We start from the raw sequence: 18,004 nt of genomic DNA, 5'->3' as shown, positions 1-18,004 counted from the left end.
GCTCGTCGCGTGGGCGCCCCCACGCGCGGCGAGGACAACGCCGCTGCGAAGATGGGAATATCTTCGCGCGGGGTATCCGGCGTGACTCACGCGCTCTTTTCAATAACCACTTACCCCTCGCCTGTGACTAGAACGCTCGACAGGTGCGGTCTCGCACTCCTCACGAGGCAGGGTGGCATGGATCTACATTGGCGATGGCTCTTCGTGGTGGTGCCGGCGCTCATGGGTTCTCTGGAAGCGTGTGATGTGGACCCATGGGAATCGGAGTTGACGGTCGAGAGCGAGGTGCAGAGCGGCGGGGCGAGCCAGAAGCGCCTCCCCGCCGGCGCGAGCTGCAGCTGCGATGCGGACTGCGACGGCGAGGCGGCCGTCTGCATGCTCGGCATCTGCATGCAGCGCGCGGAGGGGCCGTGTACGGCGCCGAACAGCGAGCAGGGCTGCGCGCCCGGCGCTCGCTGCTTCAACACGGACACCCTGACCGGCTCGGGGGTGTGTTATCCCCTCTATGATCCAGAGACCTGCGATGGCGTACAGAGCCGTCATGGCCTGTGCTCTCCTCGGCGCGGCGACGGGTGCAACGGGGCCTGCGGCGCGGCGTGCGCGGAGGACACGGTCGGCGCGGGGGAGATCGGCGCGGCCTGCGACGCCGACGAGGCGTGCTCGCTGCGCGGCGCGACCTGCTATCGTGACGAGGATCCCTCGGCGCCGAACGGCTGGGTGGAGGGGTACTGCCTCGCCTTCGACTGCGAGAGCGACGACGAGTGCGGGCCAGGCGCGGGCTGCTTCCCCGCGGCGGAGGGCGGCTCGCCGGTGTGCATGAGCACCTGCGGCAGCGATCTCGACTGCCGGCCTGGCTACGTGTGTCACACCGTCGACGGCGAGGGCAGGTCGGCCTGCTACGCCGGCTGCGACGGCGCGTCGACCTGCCCGGAGGGCACGACCTGCCTCGGGGAGCTCTGCGTATCGGACGATGTCGCGTGCTCACTTGACGTCCCGTCCGGCTGGTGTCCGGAGGGCAGCTCCTGCGACGGCGGCGCGTGCCGCAAGGGCCCCGCCGCCTGCGGCGCCGAGGGCGACGCCCTCGAGCCCAACGACGACCTGGGAGCCGCGGTGGCCGCGCCCATGGGCGTCACGAAGGACCTCACCCTCTGCGAGGGGGACGAGGACTGGTTCAAGATCGTGGTGCCGGAGCGGACCATCGTCCGCGTGGGCATCCGGTTCCGTCAGGCCGCGGGGGACATCGATCTGGTCGTCTATGACGGCGTGGGCCGCCTGCTCGGCGCGCGCGACGGCGCGCAGTACCCGTACTCGTACCGCGATCAGGAGACGGACACCGAGTTCTACGGGTTCTACTCCGAGCGGGGTGGCGCCGAGTACTTCGTCCGGGTCGTCGGCCACGACGGCGCGCAGAACGTCTATGGCCTGGACGTGACGTCGACTCCGTATGTCGACGGCCCGAGCTGCGTGGACGCCGGCTTCTCGTTCGACGAGTGCGCCGGCTTCGGCGAGCGCGGCGGCGGGCTCTTGCCGTTCCCGTTCCCCGACCCCGACGACTCGGTGGTCGGCGGCGGTTACATCTGGGAGACGTTCAGCAATTACCGCTTTGCCCGGCGCGAGCTCATCATGCTCGTCCGGGACGCCCTCGCGGAGACGCTGCATGCGTTCCCGGGCACGACGCCGCTCTCGCTGATCGACGTCTGCCAGATCAACGGCGTCACGCCCGGCTACGACATCGACAGCCCCCGTCACCCCGAGTCGACGCACGACCAGGGGGGCAACATCGACATCGCCTATTTCCAGACGGACGGATCGAACGATGGGGAGATCATCTGCGGAGACGGGTCGAAGCACGAGGACGGGTACTGCTCTTCGGCGGCGAAGCGGAAGCACATCGTCGACCTCGAGCGGGAGGCGTTCTTCATGGCCAGGCTGTTCCGCTCGCCCCGCACGCGCGTCATCGGCGTGGACAAGGTCATCGCGCCGTTCCTGTCGAGGACCGCGACCAAGCTGAACGCCCTTCCGGACCGGGATCGGCGGAAGATCACCGACGACGAGCTCGCGAGCTTCTCGGACCGGATGGCGTACGGCGAGGGGTGGCCGTATCACCACCACCACATCCACCTCAGCATGGACTGGTGGCCGAAGAAGACCGCGGCCGGCGGCGGCACGTCGGAGGCGTCGTTCGCGGCGCCGCCCGCCATCCATCGTTCGCCCGCGCCCGCGCTCGCGGCCGAGCAGCGGATGGTGTGGCCGCCCCGGCCCGCGATCGTGCGGTGAAAGGTCGCTTGCGCGACTCACATCCCTCCTGGAAAAGTGCGCTGTATCCACAGCGCACTCATGCATCGAAGGATGCCTCGTCTCACGCCACAGCCGCTGCCTGCGGGGCCTTCTACAAGGCGACGTGCAACAAGCGACCGATGCCGGCCTGAGCCATGGGATTCCCGGCGTTGATCGAGGCTCTTTGCACGTGGATCCAGGGTGGCGCGCAGGCCCTCGTCACCCTCGATACCTGACGCGCCGATGCGCGTGAAACAGCAGAGGATAACTACATGAAGGCGGGAATATGGGATCAGCTCGGGTCCTGTCTTCCACGCCCCGCGCCGCCATGCTTTACTGTCGCCGTTCTTGGGAAGATGTTGCCGCCTTTTCGGCGCCTTGTCCGCCGGACGGACAGGTCATCGACCACCTGAGGAGAGCTGCTTTATGAGCAAGGAACGAGATACCGAGACCCAGGGCCCGTTGTTCAAGGTCGTTGACCGGCGGCAGGCGCTCCTGGGGCTGGGCGTGATTGCCGTCACCGTGTCGTGCGGAGATGGTAGCGAGTCGGAGGACCCCAGCGGCGCCGGCGGGGGCTCTGCGAGCTCCGGGGGCAATGGGACCACGGCCTCGGGTACCGGAGGCGGCGGGTCCGACCCCGGCACCGCCACGTCGAGCTCGAGCGGCGCGGGACCGGCCAGCTCCACCACGGCGGGCACGGGCGGCTCGGGCGAGGGAGGCTCCGAGCCGGGCGCGGGAGGCGCGGGAGGCAGTGGCGGCAGCGGCGGCGACGGCGACGGCCTCCAGGCACCGCCGTTCGACGATGTGCCGACGTGCAGGGCGATCAACAAGACGGACGGCGCCGGTCAGGGCCCCTTCTTCATTCACGAGCTCGAGAAGAACGACGACGTCTCCCTGATCCGGCAGGACATTCGTGGTCGCTACAATGAGAGCGCCCCGGAGGGTGTGGAGATGCATCTCCACCTGCGCGTGATCGACCTGAGCGCGCCGAGCTGCGATGGCAAGGGCGTCGGTCTGGCCGGTGTGGAGGTCTACATCTGGCACACGGACGGGCAGGGGTTCTACAGCGGCTTCGGGACGAGGGGTGCTGCCAGCGAGCAGAAGCCCGACTCGCCCTATGCGGGCAGGCCGGGTCAGAACGATCTCAACAACGCGGATCGCTTCTGTCGCGGCGTGCAGACCACGGACGCGAACGGCGTCGTCTCGTTCCGCAGCATCTTCCCCGGCTGGTACAACGGCCGCGACGTTCACATCCACTTCGTCTGCTTCAAGAAGGGGTCGATGTCGAAGGGTCGCACCACGTACCAGGGTGGAGACCACATCTTCACGACGCAGTTCTACTTCGAACCCGCCTTCACCGACTCCGTCCATACCAAGTACGAGCCGTACAAGGCGCGCACCACCGGCAGCCTGGCGAATTACTACCAGGGCGCCATCAAGGCCGACGAAGCGGGCAACAGCGGCCTTCGTGCCAAGGCCGTGATGGATGGGGACATCGTGATCGCCCAGATGCAGATCGCGGTGAATCCGGGCTAGGCAGGGCGGGCTCGCTCCCTCGAAGAACAGTACGGAAGGGACTGCGCGGCCGCGCGGTCGTACCTCGGTGCACGGCGCGCGCGGGATAAGGGGCGGCGGGCGTGCTAGGGTCGGGGCCATGAGACATGATGGCCCTGACGCCGCTCCCTCGTCGATGCCCAGCGAAGTCGGCGGCTACTTGCTACGGCAGTTCGAGATAGCCTGGCAGCTCACCAGCTTTCACCTCGACGGGCTCTCCACCGAAGAGTGCTTGTGGCGCCCTGCTGACGAGGGGCTGCACGTTCGTCAAACCCCCGATGGCCAGTGGCGCGCCGACTGGCCGGAGCACGAGGGCTACGATCTCGGCCCGCCGAGCATCGCGTGGCTGACGTGGCATCTCGGCTTCTGGTGGTCCATGGCGCTCGACCACGCCTTCGGCGACGGCGCGCTCACCCGCGAGGACGTGACGTGGCCTGGCGACGCCGACGACGTGCGCGCGTGGCTCGGAGGGCTTCAGGGCAAGTGGCGAGCGGTGCTCGAGCAGGTCACCGACGACGACCTGCGCTCGACACGACGGACGCGATGGCCTTTCCAGGACCGCCCGTTCGGTGATGTCGTCGCGTGGGCCAACGTCGAGCTCACGAAGAACGCCGCCGAGATCGGCTATGCACGCTTCCTCTACGCACGAAGGCCGCGCAGCTAGGGGGCGAGCTTGCGCGGCTCCAGGAGGCCCGATCAGGGCACGACCGTGATCCGGTCGAGCGCGGGCGGGGAGACGGGCGAGTTCGCCGCGAAGTAGTCCCGCAGCGCGTCGAGATCCAGCGCGCCGCCGAGCCGATCGGTGCCGTCCTTGAGCACGGTGAAGCCGTCTCCGCCCGTCGCCAGGAAGCTGTTCACCGTCACCCGGTAGGTCCGCTCCGCCTCGATCGGGACGCCGTTGATCCGGATCGAGGCGATGTCGACCTTCGCGCCGATGGGCGCGCTCTGGCTGTAGGTGTACGTGAAGCCGTTCGAGACCTGCAGGATCAGGCTCTGCCGCACTCCCCCCGTGTCCAGCCGGAACTGCTGCTCCAGCAGCGTGTCGATCTCCGCCCCCTTGAGGGTCATCACGACAAGGCTATTGCCGAAGGGCTGCACCGTGAACACCTCACCGAACGTGACCACCCCGTCGCTGACCTCGGTGGACGAGGCCGCATAGGTGAGGTCCGCGCGGATGCCGCCCGGGTTCATGAACGCGATCTCGGCACCGCCGGTCCTCGGGTCGTGCGTGGCGGCGAGCTGGGCGTCGGCGATCACCGCGCCCATCGTGAACAGCCCGGCGCCCATGGCCGGGACCGCGCGGTCGAGATTCGCGGTGATGGTGCCGACCTGCACGCTGGCCAGCGGCGCCGCGAGGTCCTTGTAGCGCGTCACCAGGGTGCTCACGCCCGCGTCGGGCGCTTCGCGCGTCACGATGACGTTGTTCGCCGTCTTCGCCGTCACGTCGCCCGTGGACTTGCTGATCTCCAGATCGATGTCCGTCACCAGACGGCCGAACGACGCCGCGCTCGTCACGATCTTGTCGCCGAGGATGCAGTTGTACGCCTGATGGGTGTGGCCTGAGACGATCACGTCCACGGCGGGGTCGATGTTCGTGGCGATGTCGATGATGGGACCAGAGAGGCCCGGGCACTCGTTGAAGAGGCCGGTGGGGAGCCCTCCCTCGTGGAGCAACACGACGATCGCCTCGATGCCCTGCGCCTGGAGCTCCGGGACGATGTCGTTCACCGTGTCGACCTCATCCATGAACGACAGCCCCGCGACGCCGATCGGCGTCACGATGGACGGTGTGGCCTCGAGCGTCATGCCGATGAAGGCGACCTTCACGCCGTCGAACTCGCGGATGTCGTAGCGCGGGAAGAGCGTCCTGCCGCTCGTCGTGTCCACGACGACGTTGGCGGCGAGGAACTTGAAGTTCGCGCCCGGGAAGAAGGTGCCGTCCGTGCAGCCGTCGGCCGGGCTGCACCCGCCGTACTGCATCCGGAGGAGCTCCGCTGTGCCCTTGTCGAACTCGTGGTTGCCGACACCGTTGATGTCGAGGCCGAGGAGGTTCATGGCCTCGATCGTGGGCTCATCGTGAAACAGCGCCGACACGAGCGGGCTCGCGCCGATGAGATCGCCGGCCGAGACCACCACGGTGTTCGGGTTCGTGGCGCGGAGCGCGGCGACGCGGGACGCCAGGTAAGTGACGCCGCCGGCGTCCACGGTGGTGTTGGCGGGTGTGGCAGGTACGGTGATCCTGCCGCTGCTGCCTGTGGGGGGCTCCAGGTTGCCGTGGAAGTCGTTGAAGGCGATGATCTGCACGCTCACGGTGTCGCCGCCGGAGCCGCCGGAGCCGCCAGCGCCGCCGGTGCCATCCGAGCCGCCTGTGCCACCGGAGCCGGCAGCGCCGGTGCCACCGGAACCACCGGAGCCGGCAGCGCCGGTGCCACCGGAACCGCCAGCGCCGCCGGTGCCACCGGAACCACCGGAGCCGGCAGCGCCGGTTCCACCGGAGCCGCCCGAGCCGGCAGCGCCGCTGCCGCCGGAGCCACCTGAGCCGGCTGCGTCGCCGCCGGAGCCGGCAGCGCCACCGCCCGAGCTGGTACTCGTCGCGCCGCCGCTGCCGCTGGACACCGAGGCGGTGGTCGTCGCCCCGTCATCGCCGCAGCCCGCGCTGGCGACCGGCGGCACGCACAGCGCGGCTCCGAGGAGCGTGACCCGCCACGCTTGTGCGCATGGCCCGAGGACCCACGAAGCTCCACTCGATCTCATCTTTGCTCCTCCACGTCGAAGCGCTCGCCGCTCCATGGTGCCACATGCTGGATTCCCGTGGAAACGGTCGTGTGAACGCCGCGCGGCGGGCTCATGGCCGGCCGCGGCCGCGGCTCCAGAACGCGACGACGTCCTCTGGCAGCTCGCGCTCGCGCAGGACCCGGATGTCATCGGCGTCGACGCCGAGCACAGCAGGGATGCCGCGGCTGCAGTGGCGGGACCACATGCTCAGCGTGTAAGCCCCCGTGTCGCGGATGAGCACGAGATCGCCGGGCGACAGCTCCGGAAACGCGAGCTCGCGGGCCAGCACGTCGCCGCCGAAACAGAGCGGGCCGCCGAGGGTGCACGGCGAGAGCGGCCCCCCCTTGGGTTCGGCCTCGGGATCGAGCGCCATGAAGTCATGGTGCCAGTCGTCCGGGTGATACGCGCGGCGCAGCAGAAAGTCGGCGCCGAGGTGAAGGATCGCGGTGCGCCCGGCCGAGTCCTTCTTCACATACTCCACCCGCGAGACCGCGAAGCCGCAGCCCGCCTGGATCCAGCGCCCGAACTCGGTGATCAGCGTGGTCCCCTCCTCGAAGAGCGTCGGCACCCCGCGCCGCAGCGCGGCTGCGTAGTCCTCGAGCGCCGGAGGGCGGTCCGTGCTCCGGTAGGCGACCGGCAGACCGCCGCCGATATCCATGGTGCCGGCGGCGAGCGGGCCCATCGCGCGCCGGAGCTCCTGGCGCAGCGCCTCGACGCGGCCGATCCCGTCGATGAGCTGCGAGAGCGCGCACCCCTGCGAGCCGACGTGCACGTGCAGCCCGGCGAGCCACGGGTACCGCGCAAAGGCGGCGCGCACGGCGTCGGCCTGTTCGAGGGGGACCCCGAACTTGGAGCGCCGATCCGCGACGCTGGTCAGGGCGATGCTCGAGGCCCCGACCTGCGGGTTGATGCGCAGCCCGATGCGGCTGGCCACGCCCCCATGACGGACGAGCTCGTCGATGCGTCCGAGCTCGTCGAGGTTGTCGGCGTTGAGCCGCACGCCCAGGCGGAGCGCCTCCGCGATGTCGGCGCGGGACTTCGCGGGAGAGTCGTAGACGATGCGGTCGGGCGGGCAGCCGGCGGCGAGCGCGAGCTTCACCTCCTCCAGCGAGGCCGCCTCGAGCCCCGCGCCGGAGTCGACCGCCGCCCGCAGGACCTCGACGAGGGGGTTCGCCTTGATCGCCACGGTGTGGAGGGCGCCCGGCGGAAACGCCGCGCCGATCCGTCCGATGCGCGCTCGCATGCGCCCCAGGTCGTGGAACAGGACCGCCGGCTCCACATCCATCCCGCGGCGCCGCGCCTCGCGGAACGCGCGCGCCATGCTCCCGGGATCCAGCCGATCCGTGTCGCTCATGGAACCTCCCTGCCGCAGTCTGGCGCCCCGGAGGGCGGTTGTCCGCCCCGCGCCGGCGCGGAGAACGGCAGAGGTGCCCTGTTTCCTCGAAATTTCGTGACGCTCGGCAGGCAGCGGGCAGGCGCCGTCCCGGCTCGCCGAGGGGTGGCCCGGGTCGAGCCGGGGCGTGACGCACGGCCGCCTGGGCGGGACACCCGTGCGCTCAGGCATCGACGATGATGTTGAGAATGCTGGTGACCAGCCCCGAGGTGTACGTGGCCGGCATGACCACGTTGCCAGGCGGCGGATCGAGGCTGGACACCGGGAGGTTCGCCGAGCGAGCCGCGTACGCCGCCTCCTTCTGGAAGACCTCCGCGCCGAGGTCCGCGTCGAAATAGAGCTGCGTCGTGATCAGCCTGGTCGTGGCTCCGTTGATGCGAACGACCATGCGGACGTGGACCGGCTGCCCCGCGTCCGACCCGGGATAGATCGACTTGAAGCCCACGATCCCGTTGCGATCGGAGAGCTGCACGCCGCGGCAGAACCGATCCTGGCTCTCCGGCGTGCGCTCGGCCGCGCCCGTGGACGGCGCGGAGGGGCTCTGATGCTCGGAGCCGCTGGTTTGTCCATCCGCGTCACAGTGCCAGAGGTAGACCTCGGCGTCGGGGATGGGCTCGTTGTTGTTCCGGGCGTCGAGCAGGCGGACATGGAGCCGGAGCTCGCAGCCGGGGTGGTCGTCCCGGATGTCGCTGCGAAACAGGCTGATGTCGTTCGGGATCTCGCTGTTGTCGATGAAGAACGGACCCCCGATGTCCTTGGCGGTCAGCCGGCAGCTGCCGGCGCCCTTGAAGATCGCCGGATCCTGCGCGTCGGCGCCGCATGCGCCCGCGCCGGCGCTGCTCGAGCTGGTGGTCAAGGGGCCGGCGGTGCAGCTGTCCGTGTTACCAGGGTCGCTCCACGTGCCCCCTCCGCCGCCGGTGCCGCTCCCGCTCAGGTCGCCGCCCCTCTCGTCGTCCTCCCTGCAGGACACGAGTACGGGCCTGGTGATGGCGAACGCCCCGAGCTTGACGAGGGGCTGCCGACGGTTGAAGACCCAGTCGAGCAGCTCTCGCGGCACGGCTCCTTGGCTATTGCGCATACAACGGTCTCCTTCGATGCATCGCTGCTCTGGCCCGTGCAATCACCCTGGCTCGACCGGAGAGGGAGCGGCGTCCCGCCCCGGCGCTGCCCATGCCGGCGCCGTGGCTGACGGTGGGGCCGTGGTCGACGCCGCCAGCGCCGCTGGTCTCCGAGGAGGCGCTCGTCGACGCCGCGTCATCGGGTGCGTCATCGCTGTTCCGGGTCTCGGACTGGCACGCTACCGCAAATGGGAAGCTCTCGCCCCGTCCAGCTCTAGCGTGGCAGAGCCAGGGCTCTCATCGAAGCAGCTCTGGCGAAGAAGTGCAGTGCGCGCGGTGCGCACAAGGTTTCCTGTGTGACTCTGACGAATTCCCGGAACGCGCCGATGTGATCACGGCACGGGCTCGAGGAGGGGCCAGGCCGGTCCTTGGAGGCCGCCGCGGGGCACCTGACCAGCGCGCAGCCGGGCCTGGAGGGCTCAGGGGCGCCGCCGGGGACGCGCTCTCCTGTCGGAAGGCCGACAAACACTTCCGATTTTGCCGTTTGTGGTGTACTAGGCGCCCCCTCGAGAGCTCGAGCCGGACCCGCCGCATGACCCGCATCCTCCTCATCGACGACTCCGCCGCGATGCGGACGTACATGCGAGCCGCGCTGGAGGGGGCGTCAGAGCTCGGGGCGGCGGTCGAGGTCGCCGAGGCGGCGAGCGGGTTCGAGGCGCTCCGGTGGATGCACGGGGGCGCCTACGACGCGGTGATCATCGACATCCACCTGCCGGACATCGACGGCCTCGAGCTCATCCGTTTCATCCGGCAGAGCCGGCACCATCGCGACGTCGCGGTCGTCATCGTGTCGTCGATGTCCTCGCCGCGCGAGCGGGAGCGGGCGTTCCGGCTCGGCGCCCATGCGTTCGTCGCCAAGCCGTTCGCCCCGGATACGCTGGCGGCCGCCGTCCGGCGGGGGGTCGCGTCGAGCCAGATGGGCCTGCGCGTCGCGACGTAGGCGGGCGCGACGCCTCGCGGCGAGGCTTCCGGCGCGCTGCTCCGAGCTGGTAGGGTGCGGGCCATGACGCTCCTGTCCCACCTACGCCGCTTCCGCGTGGCTGCGTCGCTGGCGCTGCTCGCCGCGACCGCCTGCTCTGCCTCGTCTCCCGCGCCCCGCGTCGAGCCGCCGCCCGCGGCCGCGACGCCGGCGTCGTCCGGCGCGCCCGGTGAAGTCGGTCCGACCGGGCTGCTCTCGGAGGAGGACTTCAAGGCCCTCCACCAGCTCAGGGCGGACAAGGCCCCGCCCGCGCGAGGACAGACGGTCGAGGTGGCTGGCACGAAGGCGTACCTGAGCCTGCCGCGGGACGCGAAGCCGCCGATCGCGGGCGTCGTCGTCATCCACGAGTGGTGGGGCCTGAACGAGCACATCAAGCACTGGACCGATCGCCTCGCGGAGGACGGGTATGCGGCGCTCGCCGTGGACCTCTACGGCGGCAAGGTCGCGACCACGCCGGACGACGCGATGGCGGCGATGAAGGCGGTCGACGAGGCGAAGGGGATCGAGGTCGTGCGCGCGGCGCACCGCTTCCTCACGACGGACGCGCGCGTCCTCGCGCCGCGCACGGCCTCGATCGGGTGGTGCTTCGGCGGCGCGTGGTCGCTCAAGCTCGCGCTGAACGAGCCCGAGCTCGACGCGGCCGTGATCTACTACGGCCGGCTCGTCACCGACCCCGCGCAGCTCAAGGCGATCAAGGCGCCCGTGCTCGGCATCTTCGGCAACCAGGACAAGGGCATCCCGCCCGAGGTCGTGAACGACTTCGACAAGGCGCTCCACGACGCGGGTATCGAGCACGAGGTGCTCCGGTACGACGCCGACCACGCCTTCGCGAACCCGTCGGGAGAGCGGTACGACACGAAGGCCGCGGCGGACGCGTGGGAGAAGGCGCGGCGGTTCCTGGCGGCGAAGCTGAAGGGGTAAGGAGCGGCGGGGCTGGCGAGGAGGGCTCGAGCGGCCGTCCCCCTCGCCGGCCAGGCGCTCAGCGCGACTTGAGCCGCTCGATCTCCGCGCGCGCCTGCGCCAGCTCCTTCTCTGTCTCCTCGCGCAGGCGCTGCTCCTCCTCGCGCAGGCGCTGCTCCTCCTCGCGCAGGCGCCGCTCGCTGTCGAGCTCCGCGGCCAGCTCCTCGGCGACGCGCTGCGCTTCCTCCTGGTGGGAGATGACCTGATCGAGCATCCCGCCAAGGCGCGCGATCCTCTCGTCGGCGTCCTCGAGAGGGGCGTTGCCCGCGAAGAAGCGGAGGCGCATGCCGTCGAGCAGCAGATCGAGGCCGAGCACCTCGGAGGCGAACCGACCAGCCTGAGGCACGATGCGCTGGTAGGCGCGCGGGCGTGACGGGTCGCTCTCCTGGGTCGCGGGCAGCCTGTAGGCGTGCAGGCGCAGGCGGGCGCGGTCGAAGAGGAAGTACTCGTGAATGCCGAGCCGGGCGTAGCGGTCGACGTTGAGCTTGTGATCCTTCGTCCGGCTGCCGGCGACGTGGACCTCGATCACGAGATCGAGCCCCTTGCCCTCGTGGTCGACCACCCAACGCATGCGCTCGTGGGGCTCGACGTCGACCACGGCGAGCAGGTCGGGCGCGAACCGCGGCTCGCCGGGGTAGAAGACGGCGAGCTCGGAAGAGAGGTAGATCTTGCGGGCGGTGCGGCGGAAGAAGCCGTCCAGGGCGTCGAGCGCGTCGCGCTTCGCCTTTCGGTGCGGGTCTCCCTCGGGAGGCATGAGCTCCAGCGGGACCTCGGCGGGGAGCATGTCGACGACGCGCGCGCGCTCGGACGGGGTCATCCGCGCCCACTGCTCGCTCGTCGGCGCGCGCGGGTCCGCGGGGTCGAAGAGATAACCGGCGGGGAGGGCTTGAACCACACGCAAAGCCTAGCTCAACCCACCTCGCTCGGGGAGGCTCTCAGGGCGCCGCGCGCCAAGGGCACTCCTTACGGCCAGGCATCGAATTCCGTTCGAATTCCGTTCGATTTTCAGGGGCGGCCGCCGCTCAGCGCCTCAGCGGAGCTCGCGCAGCGCTGCGATGAGCTCCGCCAGCGACGTCGCGTCGCTCCGATCGAGCGCGACCGAGCCCGCAGCGAGGGCCTCGGCGAGCGCGCGCGAGCCCCCGGCCTCCGGCGCGGCGGCGGCGACGGCCGACTCGGCGCGCGCTATCTCCGTCACGAGCGCGCCGATCGCCCCAGGGTCGATCGCCGCCGCCCTCGCCGTCGCGGAGAGCGCGCCCGCGGCGCTCTCGACCTGCTCGACAGAGGCGCGCGCCGAAGCGTGGAGCTCCGCCAGGCGCAGCCGCTCGAGCAGCGCGCCGTAGGCTGACTCCATCGCGGCGAGCTCGCGCAACGCGAGCGCCGCCGGGCCCTCCGCTCCCTCTGGACCGGTCGCACCGTCTTCACCGGGCGCACCGGGCGCGCCCGGCGCGCGCCGCTCCGCGATCTCCGCGACCTCGACGCGCGCCGCCCGCACCTCGCCGAGGAACGCCTCGATCGACGCCGCCGCCGGCGCGAGCGCGCCCGCGCCCAGGGTCGCGAGCGCCTGCGTCGCCTCGCGCGGCCGCCGCCGCAGCAGCCGCCGGAGCGGCGCGTTGCACGCGATCCGCAGCGCCGCGGCCTCCGCGGCGGCGAGCACCCGCTGGCCCATCGACAGCTTCAGCGCGGCCTCGTCGCACGCGCGCGCGAGGTCCTCGGCGAGCGCGCTCGCCTCCGGTCGCTCCTCCGATGGCGGCGCGTCCTGCGCGCCGGCGCGCTTCGCCTCGAGCGCGGCGCGCGCGCAGGCCAGCGCGCCCACCGCGGCGCGCAGCCGCGCGACGGCGTCGTCGGCCGCCGCCGTCTCGGCGGCGAGGTCGTCTCCCTCGGCGTACGCGCGCTGGCTCGCCGCGAGCAGCCGGCGCCGCTCGTCGCCGGCCCGCAGCGCCGCGGCGCTCCGGCGGGCCTGCGCCGCCCCGAGCGCGGCCGCGGCGCGGGCGCCGAAGGTCCACGCGCAGGCCGCGGTCGCCCCGATCGCGGCCGCGGCGGCGATCCCCACGGCGGCCGTGGGGACGGTCGCGCCCGCGCCCGCGCCCACGCGCAGCCCGACCATCCCGGCCGCGAGCGCGCAGGCTGCCGCGCCCGTGCCGACCGCGCGCGCGCCGCGCCGGCGCGGCGCGGCCTCGAGCGCCGTCACGCCGAGGTAGGCCACCGAGCCGAGCGCCACGAGCAGCAGGACGAGCGCCAGCGGCGACGTCAGCGTGACGAGGAGCCAGCCGAGCAGCGAGACCTCGATCATGGCAGCGCGCCGCTCGCCAGCGCGACCTCCAGGTCCTTCGCGCCGATCGACCCCGGCGCGCTCGTCACCTGGAACGACGCCCCGTCCCACACGATCGTCGTCACCACGAAGCGCACGTCCCTCCCCGGCGGATCGCTGCGGAACCGGACGCGCCAGTCGAGGCGCGCGAGCTCCGAGGCGGGCAGCTGCACCGCCGCGAGCCCGACCGCCGGCGCGAAGGTGCCGTCGCCGAGCGCCGCGTCCACCTGGCCGTCCCGCGCCGCGAGGGCGAGCTCCGCCGCGTAGTCCTCCCAGAGCACGACGCGCAGCGCCCCGGGGCCGCTGAAGAGCTGGAGCTCCTTCAGCTTGCGGGCGAGGCTCTCGGCCTCGGCGCCGGCCGCGGGGGCCGCGCCGTCGCCCCCGGCGAGCAGCCGGCCGATGCGCGCCGCCGACAGGAGCCGCGCCCACGCGCGCGGATCGTCGGGCCCCGGCGTGCCCTCCGCGGCGGCGACCTTGCGCTGGATGCGGAGCGCCTCGTCGACGCGCCCGCCGCCGGCGGCCGCCGCGGCGAGCCGCAGCCATCCCTGGGGCTCGGCCGGCGCGAGGTCCGTGAGCGTCGTGTACTGGCGGTACGCCGCCGCGTACCAGCCGTGCCGGAGGTAGACGTCGCCGAGCATCGCGCGCGACGCGGGGCTCGCCGGATCGAACTCGACGACCTCCGAGTACGTGCGCAGCGCGTCCGCCTCGAAGCCGCTCGACGCGAGCACGTCGCCGAGATCGAGCGCGAGCGCCGGGCTCATGAAGCCGCGGTCGCGCAGCCGCCGCCCGTAGGCGAGCGCCTCGTCCTTCCGGCCCGCCTCCGCGAGCAGGCGCACCCGCCGGATCTCCCCCTCCGGATCGTCGGGCCGGTCGGTGAGCGCCTGCCGCACCAGCGCGAGCCGGTCGTCCACCGCCGGGATCGCCGCGAGCCGCTCGTCGAGGAGCGCCCAGCTCGCCCTGGGATCGACGCCCCCGAAGAGCGTGCGCCGCACCGCCGCCGAGACCGCGGGGTCCACGCTCCGCCTGAGGAGCGCGTGCGCGATGAACCGCTGCGCCTCCGGCTCGCCGTCGAACCGGGCGAGCAGCGCCTCGGCGCCGCCCTCGGTCGACACCCTCGCCTGGAGGAGCGAGAGGAGCGCGCCCCTCGATCGCCAGTCCGGCAGCTCGCAGGTCGTGAGCGCGCCCTCGTAGCGCGCGATGAGCTGCTCGGCCGTCGTGGCGCGGGCGAGGCGCTTCGACCAGACGACGATGCGCTCGGCGAGCGGCCGCCGCGCGGTGTCGCTGCACGGCGCCATCGCGACCTGCGGGCGCCTCGGCGGCGGCGAGGTCCGGGGAGCGGGGCGCACCGCCGCGGGCGCTGCCTTGCGGGCCTTCTCCAGGCGCGGGATGGCGTCGGACGGCGCGATCGCACCGCCCCCGCCCGTCGCGCGCTTGGCGTCGGCCGAGCCGATCGAGGCGAGCTCGGACGGCTTGTCGGCCGCCGGTGCGCTCATGGGCGCAGCCAGCCGGCGGGGGGCGGCCGGCTTGTTCGCTGCGGCCTCCTGCTTCTGCAGCAGGGGCTCTTGCTCCGCCTCCTCGGCCGGGCGCGCCGCCTCGGGCGCGGGGGGCGGGGCCGCCAGCGTGGCGCTGGGCGCGGCGACATTTCCCTTGAGGCTCTGGTCCCGCTCGTTGGCCTGCTCCGCGATCGCCGGCGCCGTCGCCGGCGCCGGCGCCGCCGCCTGCGCCCTCGCGCCGTGGCCGCCTTCTTTCGCCGGGCTCTCCTCGTAGGCCGCGCTCGGCTCGCTCCTCCCGCACCCGGCGGCGACGGCCGCGGAGGGCGGCGCGAGCAGCGCCGCGAGCTCGCGCTCTCGCTGGGGCGTGAGCGCCGTCAGCCGTTCGCCCCGGAGCGGCGAGCGCCGCCGCCGGATCCCCTGGTTCACGTAGGCCTGCTCGCTCTCGAGCGCCAGCGTGCTCGTGAACGGCGTGATCAGCCCGTAGTCGAGCCCGAGCTCGACCACCTTGCCCCGGTGCGCCTCGATGTCGTCGCCGTCCGCGAGCAGCCGCCGCATCTTCTCGGCCGCCCAGAAGCGCGGCACCAGCGCCGCGCCGACGCCCCGATCGAGCTCGATGGGGTGCTCGCGGGTGTACTCCTTCCCCGCGAGCCGCCCCTTCACGATCGCCTTCGTGGGCAGCGCGTGGTGCGTGCGCGCGAGCAGCACCACCTCCTCGCCGCGCGACACCTTGCCGCTCGCGGTGAGCATCGGCTCGTCGAGCCCCGCGCCGAGGTCGATCGCGAGATCGGTGATGGTCGGCGTCTTGATCGCGCCGGCGAGGCGCAGCACCTCGGACGTCGAGCCCTCGGCCTCGTCGATCCGGAACGCCTGTCCTCCCCCGGCGCGCGCGAGCTCGCGGAGCAGCGCGTGGTTCGAGTTCTCGCCGACGCCGACGGTGAAGAAGCGCGCGCGCGAGCCCGTGAGCGAGCGCCGGAGCCGCTCCGCGAGGCGCGCGCCCGTCACCTCGCCGCTCGTCGCGAGCCCGTCGCCGATGTAGATGACCGCCGGCTGCTCCTTGCCGTGCACCCGCCCGAGCGCCGACTCGAACAGCGCGCCGAGGTCGGTCGCGCCCCCCGTCGCGTGCTCGGCCAGCCGCGTGAGCGCGGCGGAGATCTCCTTGTCCGACGCCTCGGCCAGCCCGTCCTTCGGGTGCAGGACCGCCGGCGCCGAGTCGAGCGCGATCAGCGCGAAGCCGTCCGACGGCGACATCGCCCGCAGGATCGCCTCGGCGGCCGCCGCCTTCTGCTGCCGCGCCGACTCGTCGGCCGACGCCGACGTGTCCACCACGACGACCAGGTCGGCGGGCAGCTCCTTGAGCTCGGCCCAGTCCACGTCGGGCACGTACCTGGCCATCACGTAGTCCGCGCGGTCCTCGCCCGCGGCGAAGCGCGACACCCGCAGCGGCGACGGCTTCACCTTGACGGAGGCCTCGAGCTGGAAGTCCGCGCGCGGCTCGTAGCCGCTCCGCCGCATGCTCACCCGCCGCCCGCCGTCCTCGATGACCGCGTCGGCGAGCGTCGCGATCTGCAGCCCCTGGCCGGCCTGGCCGAGATCCACGGACAGGGAGAACTCGCCGATCTGCACGGGATCGCTCGCGCGCATCGGGTAAACATAAGCAAGCTTGCCTGATGGCGCGCCGAGCAGCTCCACGTAGCGCAGCACGACGCGCCGGGAGCCGCTGGCGGGCACGGGGAAGATGCGGGCGCGGTAGCTGTGCCCGTCGACCCACTCGAGCAGGGCCGGCTCGTGGCCGGTCTGCACGGCGGTCTGGTACCGCTGCGCCGCTTCCTTCCGCTCGATGACCTCGCCCTCGACGAGCACGCCGTTGGTCTCCACGGCGAACGAGCTCACGATCGCCCGCTCGGGCACGGTGAACCAGTACCAGCCCTCGACCTGGCGTCCGCCCGGGTTCGAGAAGGTCTGGTCCACCTCGGTCTCGGCGATGCCGTCGCGCAGGACGGCCCGCACGGCTTGCCGGCTGATCTCGAGCGTGCGCGCCTGTGTCCCGGGGGCGCCCTGCAGGTCGACGCCGTAGATCCGGCCCGATCCGCTGCCTTCGCCTGCGAGCGGCCGGTGGTCGCCCATGCCTCCGGTCCAGTCCTCCCAGTACGCGAGCGGCGCCACCTTGGGCGCGGCGCTGCCGGCGACCGTCGCCTGTTCCCCTGCGTGCACCTCGACGCGCCCGCCGGGGGCCGCGACGACGGCGAGCCCGCGCGCCACGTACACGCTCACGGCGTCGCCCGAGCGCCTCATCGACAGGCCGGCGTCGGCCGCCGAGACGTTGACGTCCCCGAGCGCGTGCGAGAGCCCGCTGCGCCCTTCGGGCGGCGCGTCGAGCCAGACCTCACCCTGGGCGATCGAGAGCCCCTCTGCGCGGAGCGCGATCTCCGAGTCGGCGCGGAGGAACACCGCCGAGCCGTCGGCGAGCCGGACGAGCGCCCGCGCGCCCTTTCCGGTCGCGAGCTTTGCCCCGACCGGGACCGGGATCCCGGACACCACCGTCGACTTCCTTTCGCCCTGAGCGTTCGCCGCGAGCGTGACCTCCCCCGAGGACAGCTCGAGCCGCGCGCCGATGGAGCTTGTCTTCTCGGGCTTCGTCTCGTGGGTCAAGACGAGCGCGGTCACGCTGGCGGCGAGCGCGAGCGCCCCGAGCGCGAGCCGGAAGCGCAGGCCGCGCCTGCGCCGCGCAAGCTCGGCCCCCGCCCTCGCTGCGCCCTCTTCTGCCGGCGTATCGGCCGGCTCTACCTGTTCGTGCGACGACATCCAAGACCTCCTCGCCGCGGTGGCCCTCGCCCCCGGGAGCCCTGCGCGGGGCCGCATGCAGACGTCCCATGCCCCCCCGGCGATCTGCTGAAGCGATCGCGCTGGTCATCGTAACGGGAAAGCGCGGAGGAAGCGTAGCCCCAAGCCGGAGCGGGATGGCGAGCGGCGCGCATCCGGCTGCCGCCTGGTGTGGGGACGAACTGCGAGCCGCACAGACGCCAAGAGAAGAAGAATTAAACGCAAAGGCGCAAAGGCGCAAAGGCGCAAAGGCGCAAAGAGAAGAGAGAAAAGCTCGTGAAGCCGCCAGGAGGAGATTGCAGCGCCCGCGCTCCAAGGGAACGATGG

11 protein-coding genes are annotated in these 18,004 nt (G+C 72.2%); 5 read left to right on the top strand and 6 right to left on the bottom strand.

Annotation, left to right across the window (positions count from 1 at the left end; genetic code table 11):
- The first annotated feature begins 177 nt into the window (after positions 1-177).
- The 3 genes from WMF45_RS38690 to WMF45_RS38680 all read left to right on the top strand — a co-directional run bounded on the left by WMF45_RS38690 (position 178) and on the right by WMF45_RS38680 (position 4,495).
- On the top strand, positions 178-2,277 hold the full coding sequence (locus tag WMF45_RS38690; RefSeq protein WP_437710956.1) for a PPC domain-containing protein: 2,100 nt from the start codon (positions 178-180) through the stop codon (positions 2,275-2,277).
- Positions 2,278-2,703: 426 nt separating this feature from the next.
- Positions 2,704-3,813 carry a hypothetical protein gene (locus WMF45_RS38685; RefSeq protein WP_437710955.1) on the top strand — a complete coding sequence of 370 codons (1,110 nt, stop codon included), beginning with the start codon at positions 2,704-2,706 and terminating at the stop codon, positions 3,811-3,813.
- Positions 3,814-3,931: 118 nt separating this feature from the next.
- Positions 3,932-4,495, top strand: coding sequence for a DinB family protein (locus tag WMF45_RS38680; RefSeq protein WP_437710954.1), 564 nt, complete (start codon positions 3,932-3,934; stop codon positions 4,493-4,495).
- Between the two features lie 32 nt (positions 4,496-4,527).
- Here the strand turns inward: WMF45_RS38680 and WMF45_RS38675 are convergent, their stop codons facing one another.
- The 3 genes from WMF45_RS38675 to WMF45_RS38665 form a co-directional block, all read right to left on the bottom strand.
- Positions 4,528-6,585 (bottom strand): bifunctional metallophosphatase/5'-nucleotidase, encoded by a 2,058-nt coding sequence (locus WMF45_RS38675; RefSeq protein ID WP_437710953.1) that lies wholly within the window; start codon positions 6,583-6,585, stop codon positions 4,528-4,530.
- A 91-nt stretch (positions 6,586-6,676) separates the two neighbouring features.
- Positions 6,677-7,960, bottom strand: coding sequence for a diaminopimelate decarboxylase (locus tag WMF45_RS38670; protein ID WP_437710952.1), 1,284 nt, complete (start codon positions 7,958-7,960; stop codon positions 6,677-6,679).
- 202 nt (positions 7,961-8,162) lie between these two features.
- Positions 8,163-9,077: a protocatechuate 3,4-dioxygenase gene (locus WMF45_RS38665; RefSeq protein WP_437710951.1), complete on the bottom strand. Its 915-nt coding sequence runs from the start codon at positions 9,075-9,077 to the stop codon at positions 8,163-8,165.
- A gap of 572 nt (positions 9,078-9,649) precedes the next feature.
- Between WMF45_RS38665 and WMF45_RS38660 the strand changes: the two genes are divergently transcribed.
- Complete coding sequence (locus WMF45_RS38660; protein WP_437710950.1) at positions 9,650-10,057, top strand: response regulator; 408 nt, start codon at positions 9,650-9,652, stop codon at positions 10,055-10,057.
- 63 nt (positions 10,058-10,120) lie between these two features.
- On the top strand, positions 10,121-11,017 hold the full coding sequence (locus tag WMF45_RS38655) for a dienelactone hydrolase family protein (RefSeq protein ID WP_437710949.1): 897 nt from the start codon (positions 10,121-10,123) through the stop codon (positions 11,015-11,017).
- Positions 11,018-11,075: 58 nt separating this feature from the next.
- Here the strand turns inward: WMF45_RS38655 and WMF45_RS38650 are convergent, their stop codons facing one another.
- The 3 genes from WMF45_RS38650 to WMF45_RS38640 form a co-directional block, all read right to left on the bottom strand.
- Positions 11,076-11,951, bottom strand: coding sequence for a Uma2 family endonuclease (locus WMF45_RS38650; protein WP_437710948.1), 876 nt, complete (start codon positions 11,949-11,951; stop codon positions 11,076-11,078).
- A gap of 135 nt (positions 11,952-12,086) precedes the next feature.
- Positions 12,087-13,346, bottom strand: a complete 1,260-nt coding sequence (locus WMF45_RS38645; protein ID WP_437710947.1) for a hypothetical protein — start codon at positions 13,344-13,346, stop codon at positions 12,087-12,089.
- Positions 13,343-17,659 carry a VIT domain-containing protein gene (locus tag WMF45_RS38640; RefSeq protein ID WP_437710946.1) on the bottom strand — a complete coding sequence of 1,439 codons (4,317 nt, stop codon included), beginning with the start codon at positions 17,657-17,659 and terminating at the stop codon, positions 13,343-13,345. Before WMF45_RS38640 ends, WMF45_RS38645 begins: the two co-directional genes overlap by 4 nt.
- Between the last annotated feature and the right edge of the window lie 345 nt (positions 17,660-18,004).

The organism is Sorangium sp. So ce448 (assembly GCF_051520915.1).
GTDB classification, from domain to species: Bacteria; Myxococcota_A; Polyangia; order Polyangiales; family Polyangiaceae; genus Sorangium; species Sorangium cellulosum_B.
The sequence above is the reverse complement of the archived record's forward strand: the minus strand, read 5'-3'. Positions and strand labels throughout refer to the sequence as shown.

Excerpts from the sequence above, each read along its gene's own strand:
- WMF45_RS38690 (WP_437710956.1), top strand. The coding sequence starts at position 178 with ATGGATCTACATTGGCGATGGCTCTTCGTGGTGGTGCCGGCGCTCATG.
- WMF45_RS38665 (WP_437710951.1), bottom strand. The coding sequence starts at position 9,077 with ATGCGCAATAGCCAAGGAGCCGTGCCGCGAGAGCTGCTCGACTGGGTC.
- WMF45_RS38685 (WP_437710955.1), top strand. The coding sequence starts at position 2,704 with ATGAGCAAGGAACGAGATACCGAGACCCAGGGCCCGTTGTTCAAGGTC.
- WMF45_RS38680 (WP_437710954.1), top strand. The coding sequence starts at position 3,932 with ATGAGACATGATGGCCCTGACGCCGCTCCCTCGTCGATGCCCAGCGAA.
- WMF45_RS38655 (WP_437710949.1), top strand. The coding sequence starts at position 10,121 with ATGACGCTCCTGTCCCACCTACGCCGCTTCCGCGTGGCTGCGTCGCTG.
- WMF45_RS38645 (WP_437710947.1), bottom strand. The coding sequence starts at position 13,346 with ATGATCGAGGTCTCGCTGCTCGGCTGGCTCCTCGTCACGCTGACGTCG.
- WMF45_RS38670 (WP_437710952.1), bottom strand. The coding sequence starts at position 7,960 with ATGAGCGACACGGATCGGCTGGATCCCGGGAGCATGGCGCGCGCGTTC.
- WMF45_RS38675 (WP_437710953.1), bottom strand. The coding sequence starts at position 6,585 with ATGAGATCGAGTGGAGCTTCGTGGGTCCTCGGGCCATGCGCACAAGCG.
- WMF45_RS38640 (WP_437710946.1), bottom strand. The coding sequence starts at position 17,659 with ATGTCGTCGCACGAACAGGTAGAGCCGGCCGATACGCCGGCAGAAGAG.
- WMF45_RS38660 (WP_437710950.1), top strand. The coding sequence starts at position 9,650 with ATGACCCGCATCCTCCTCATCGACGACTCCGCCGCGATGCGGACGTAC.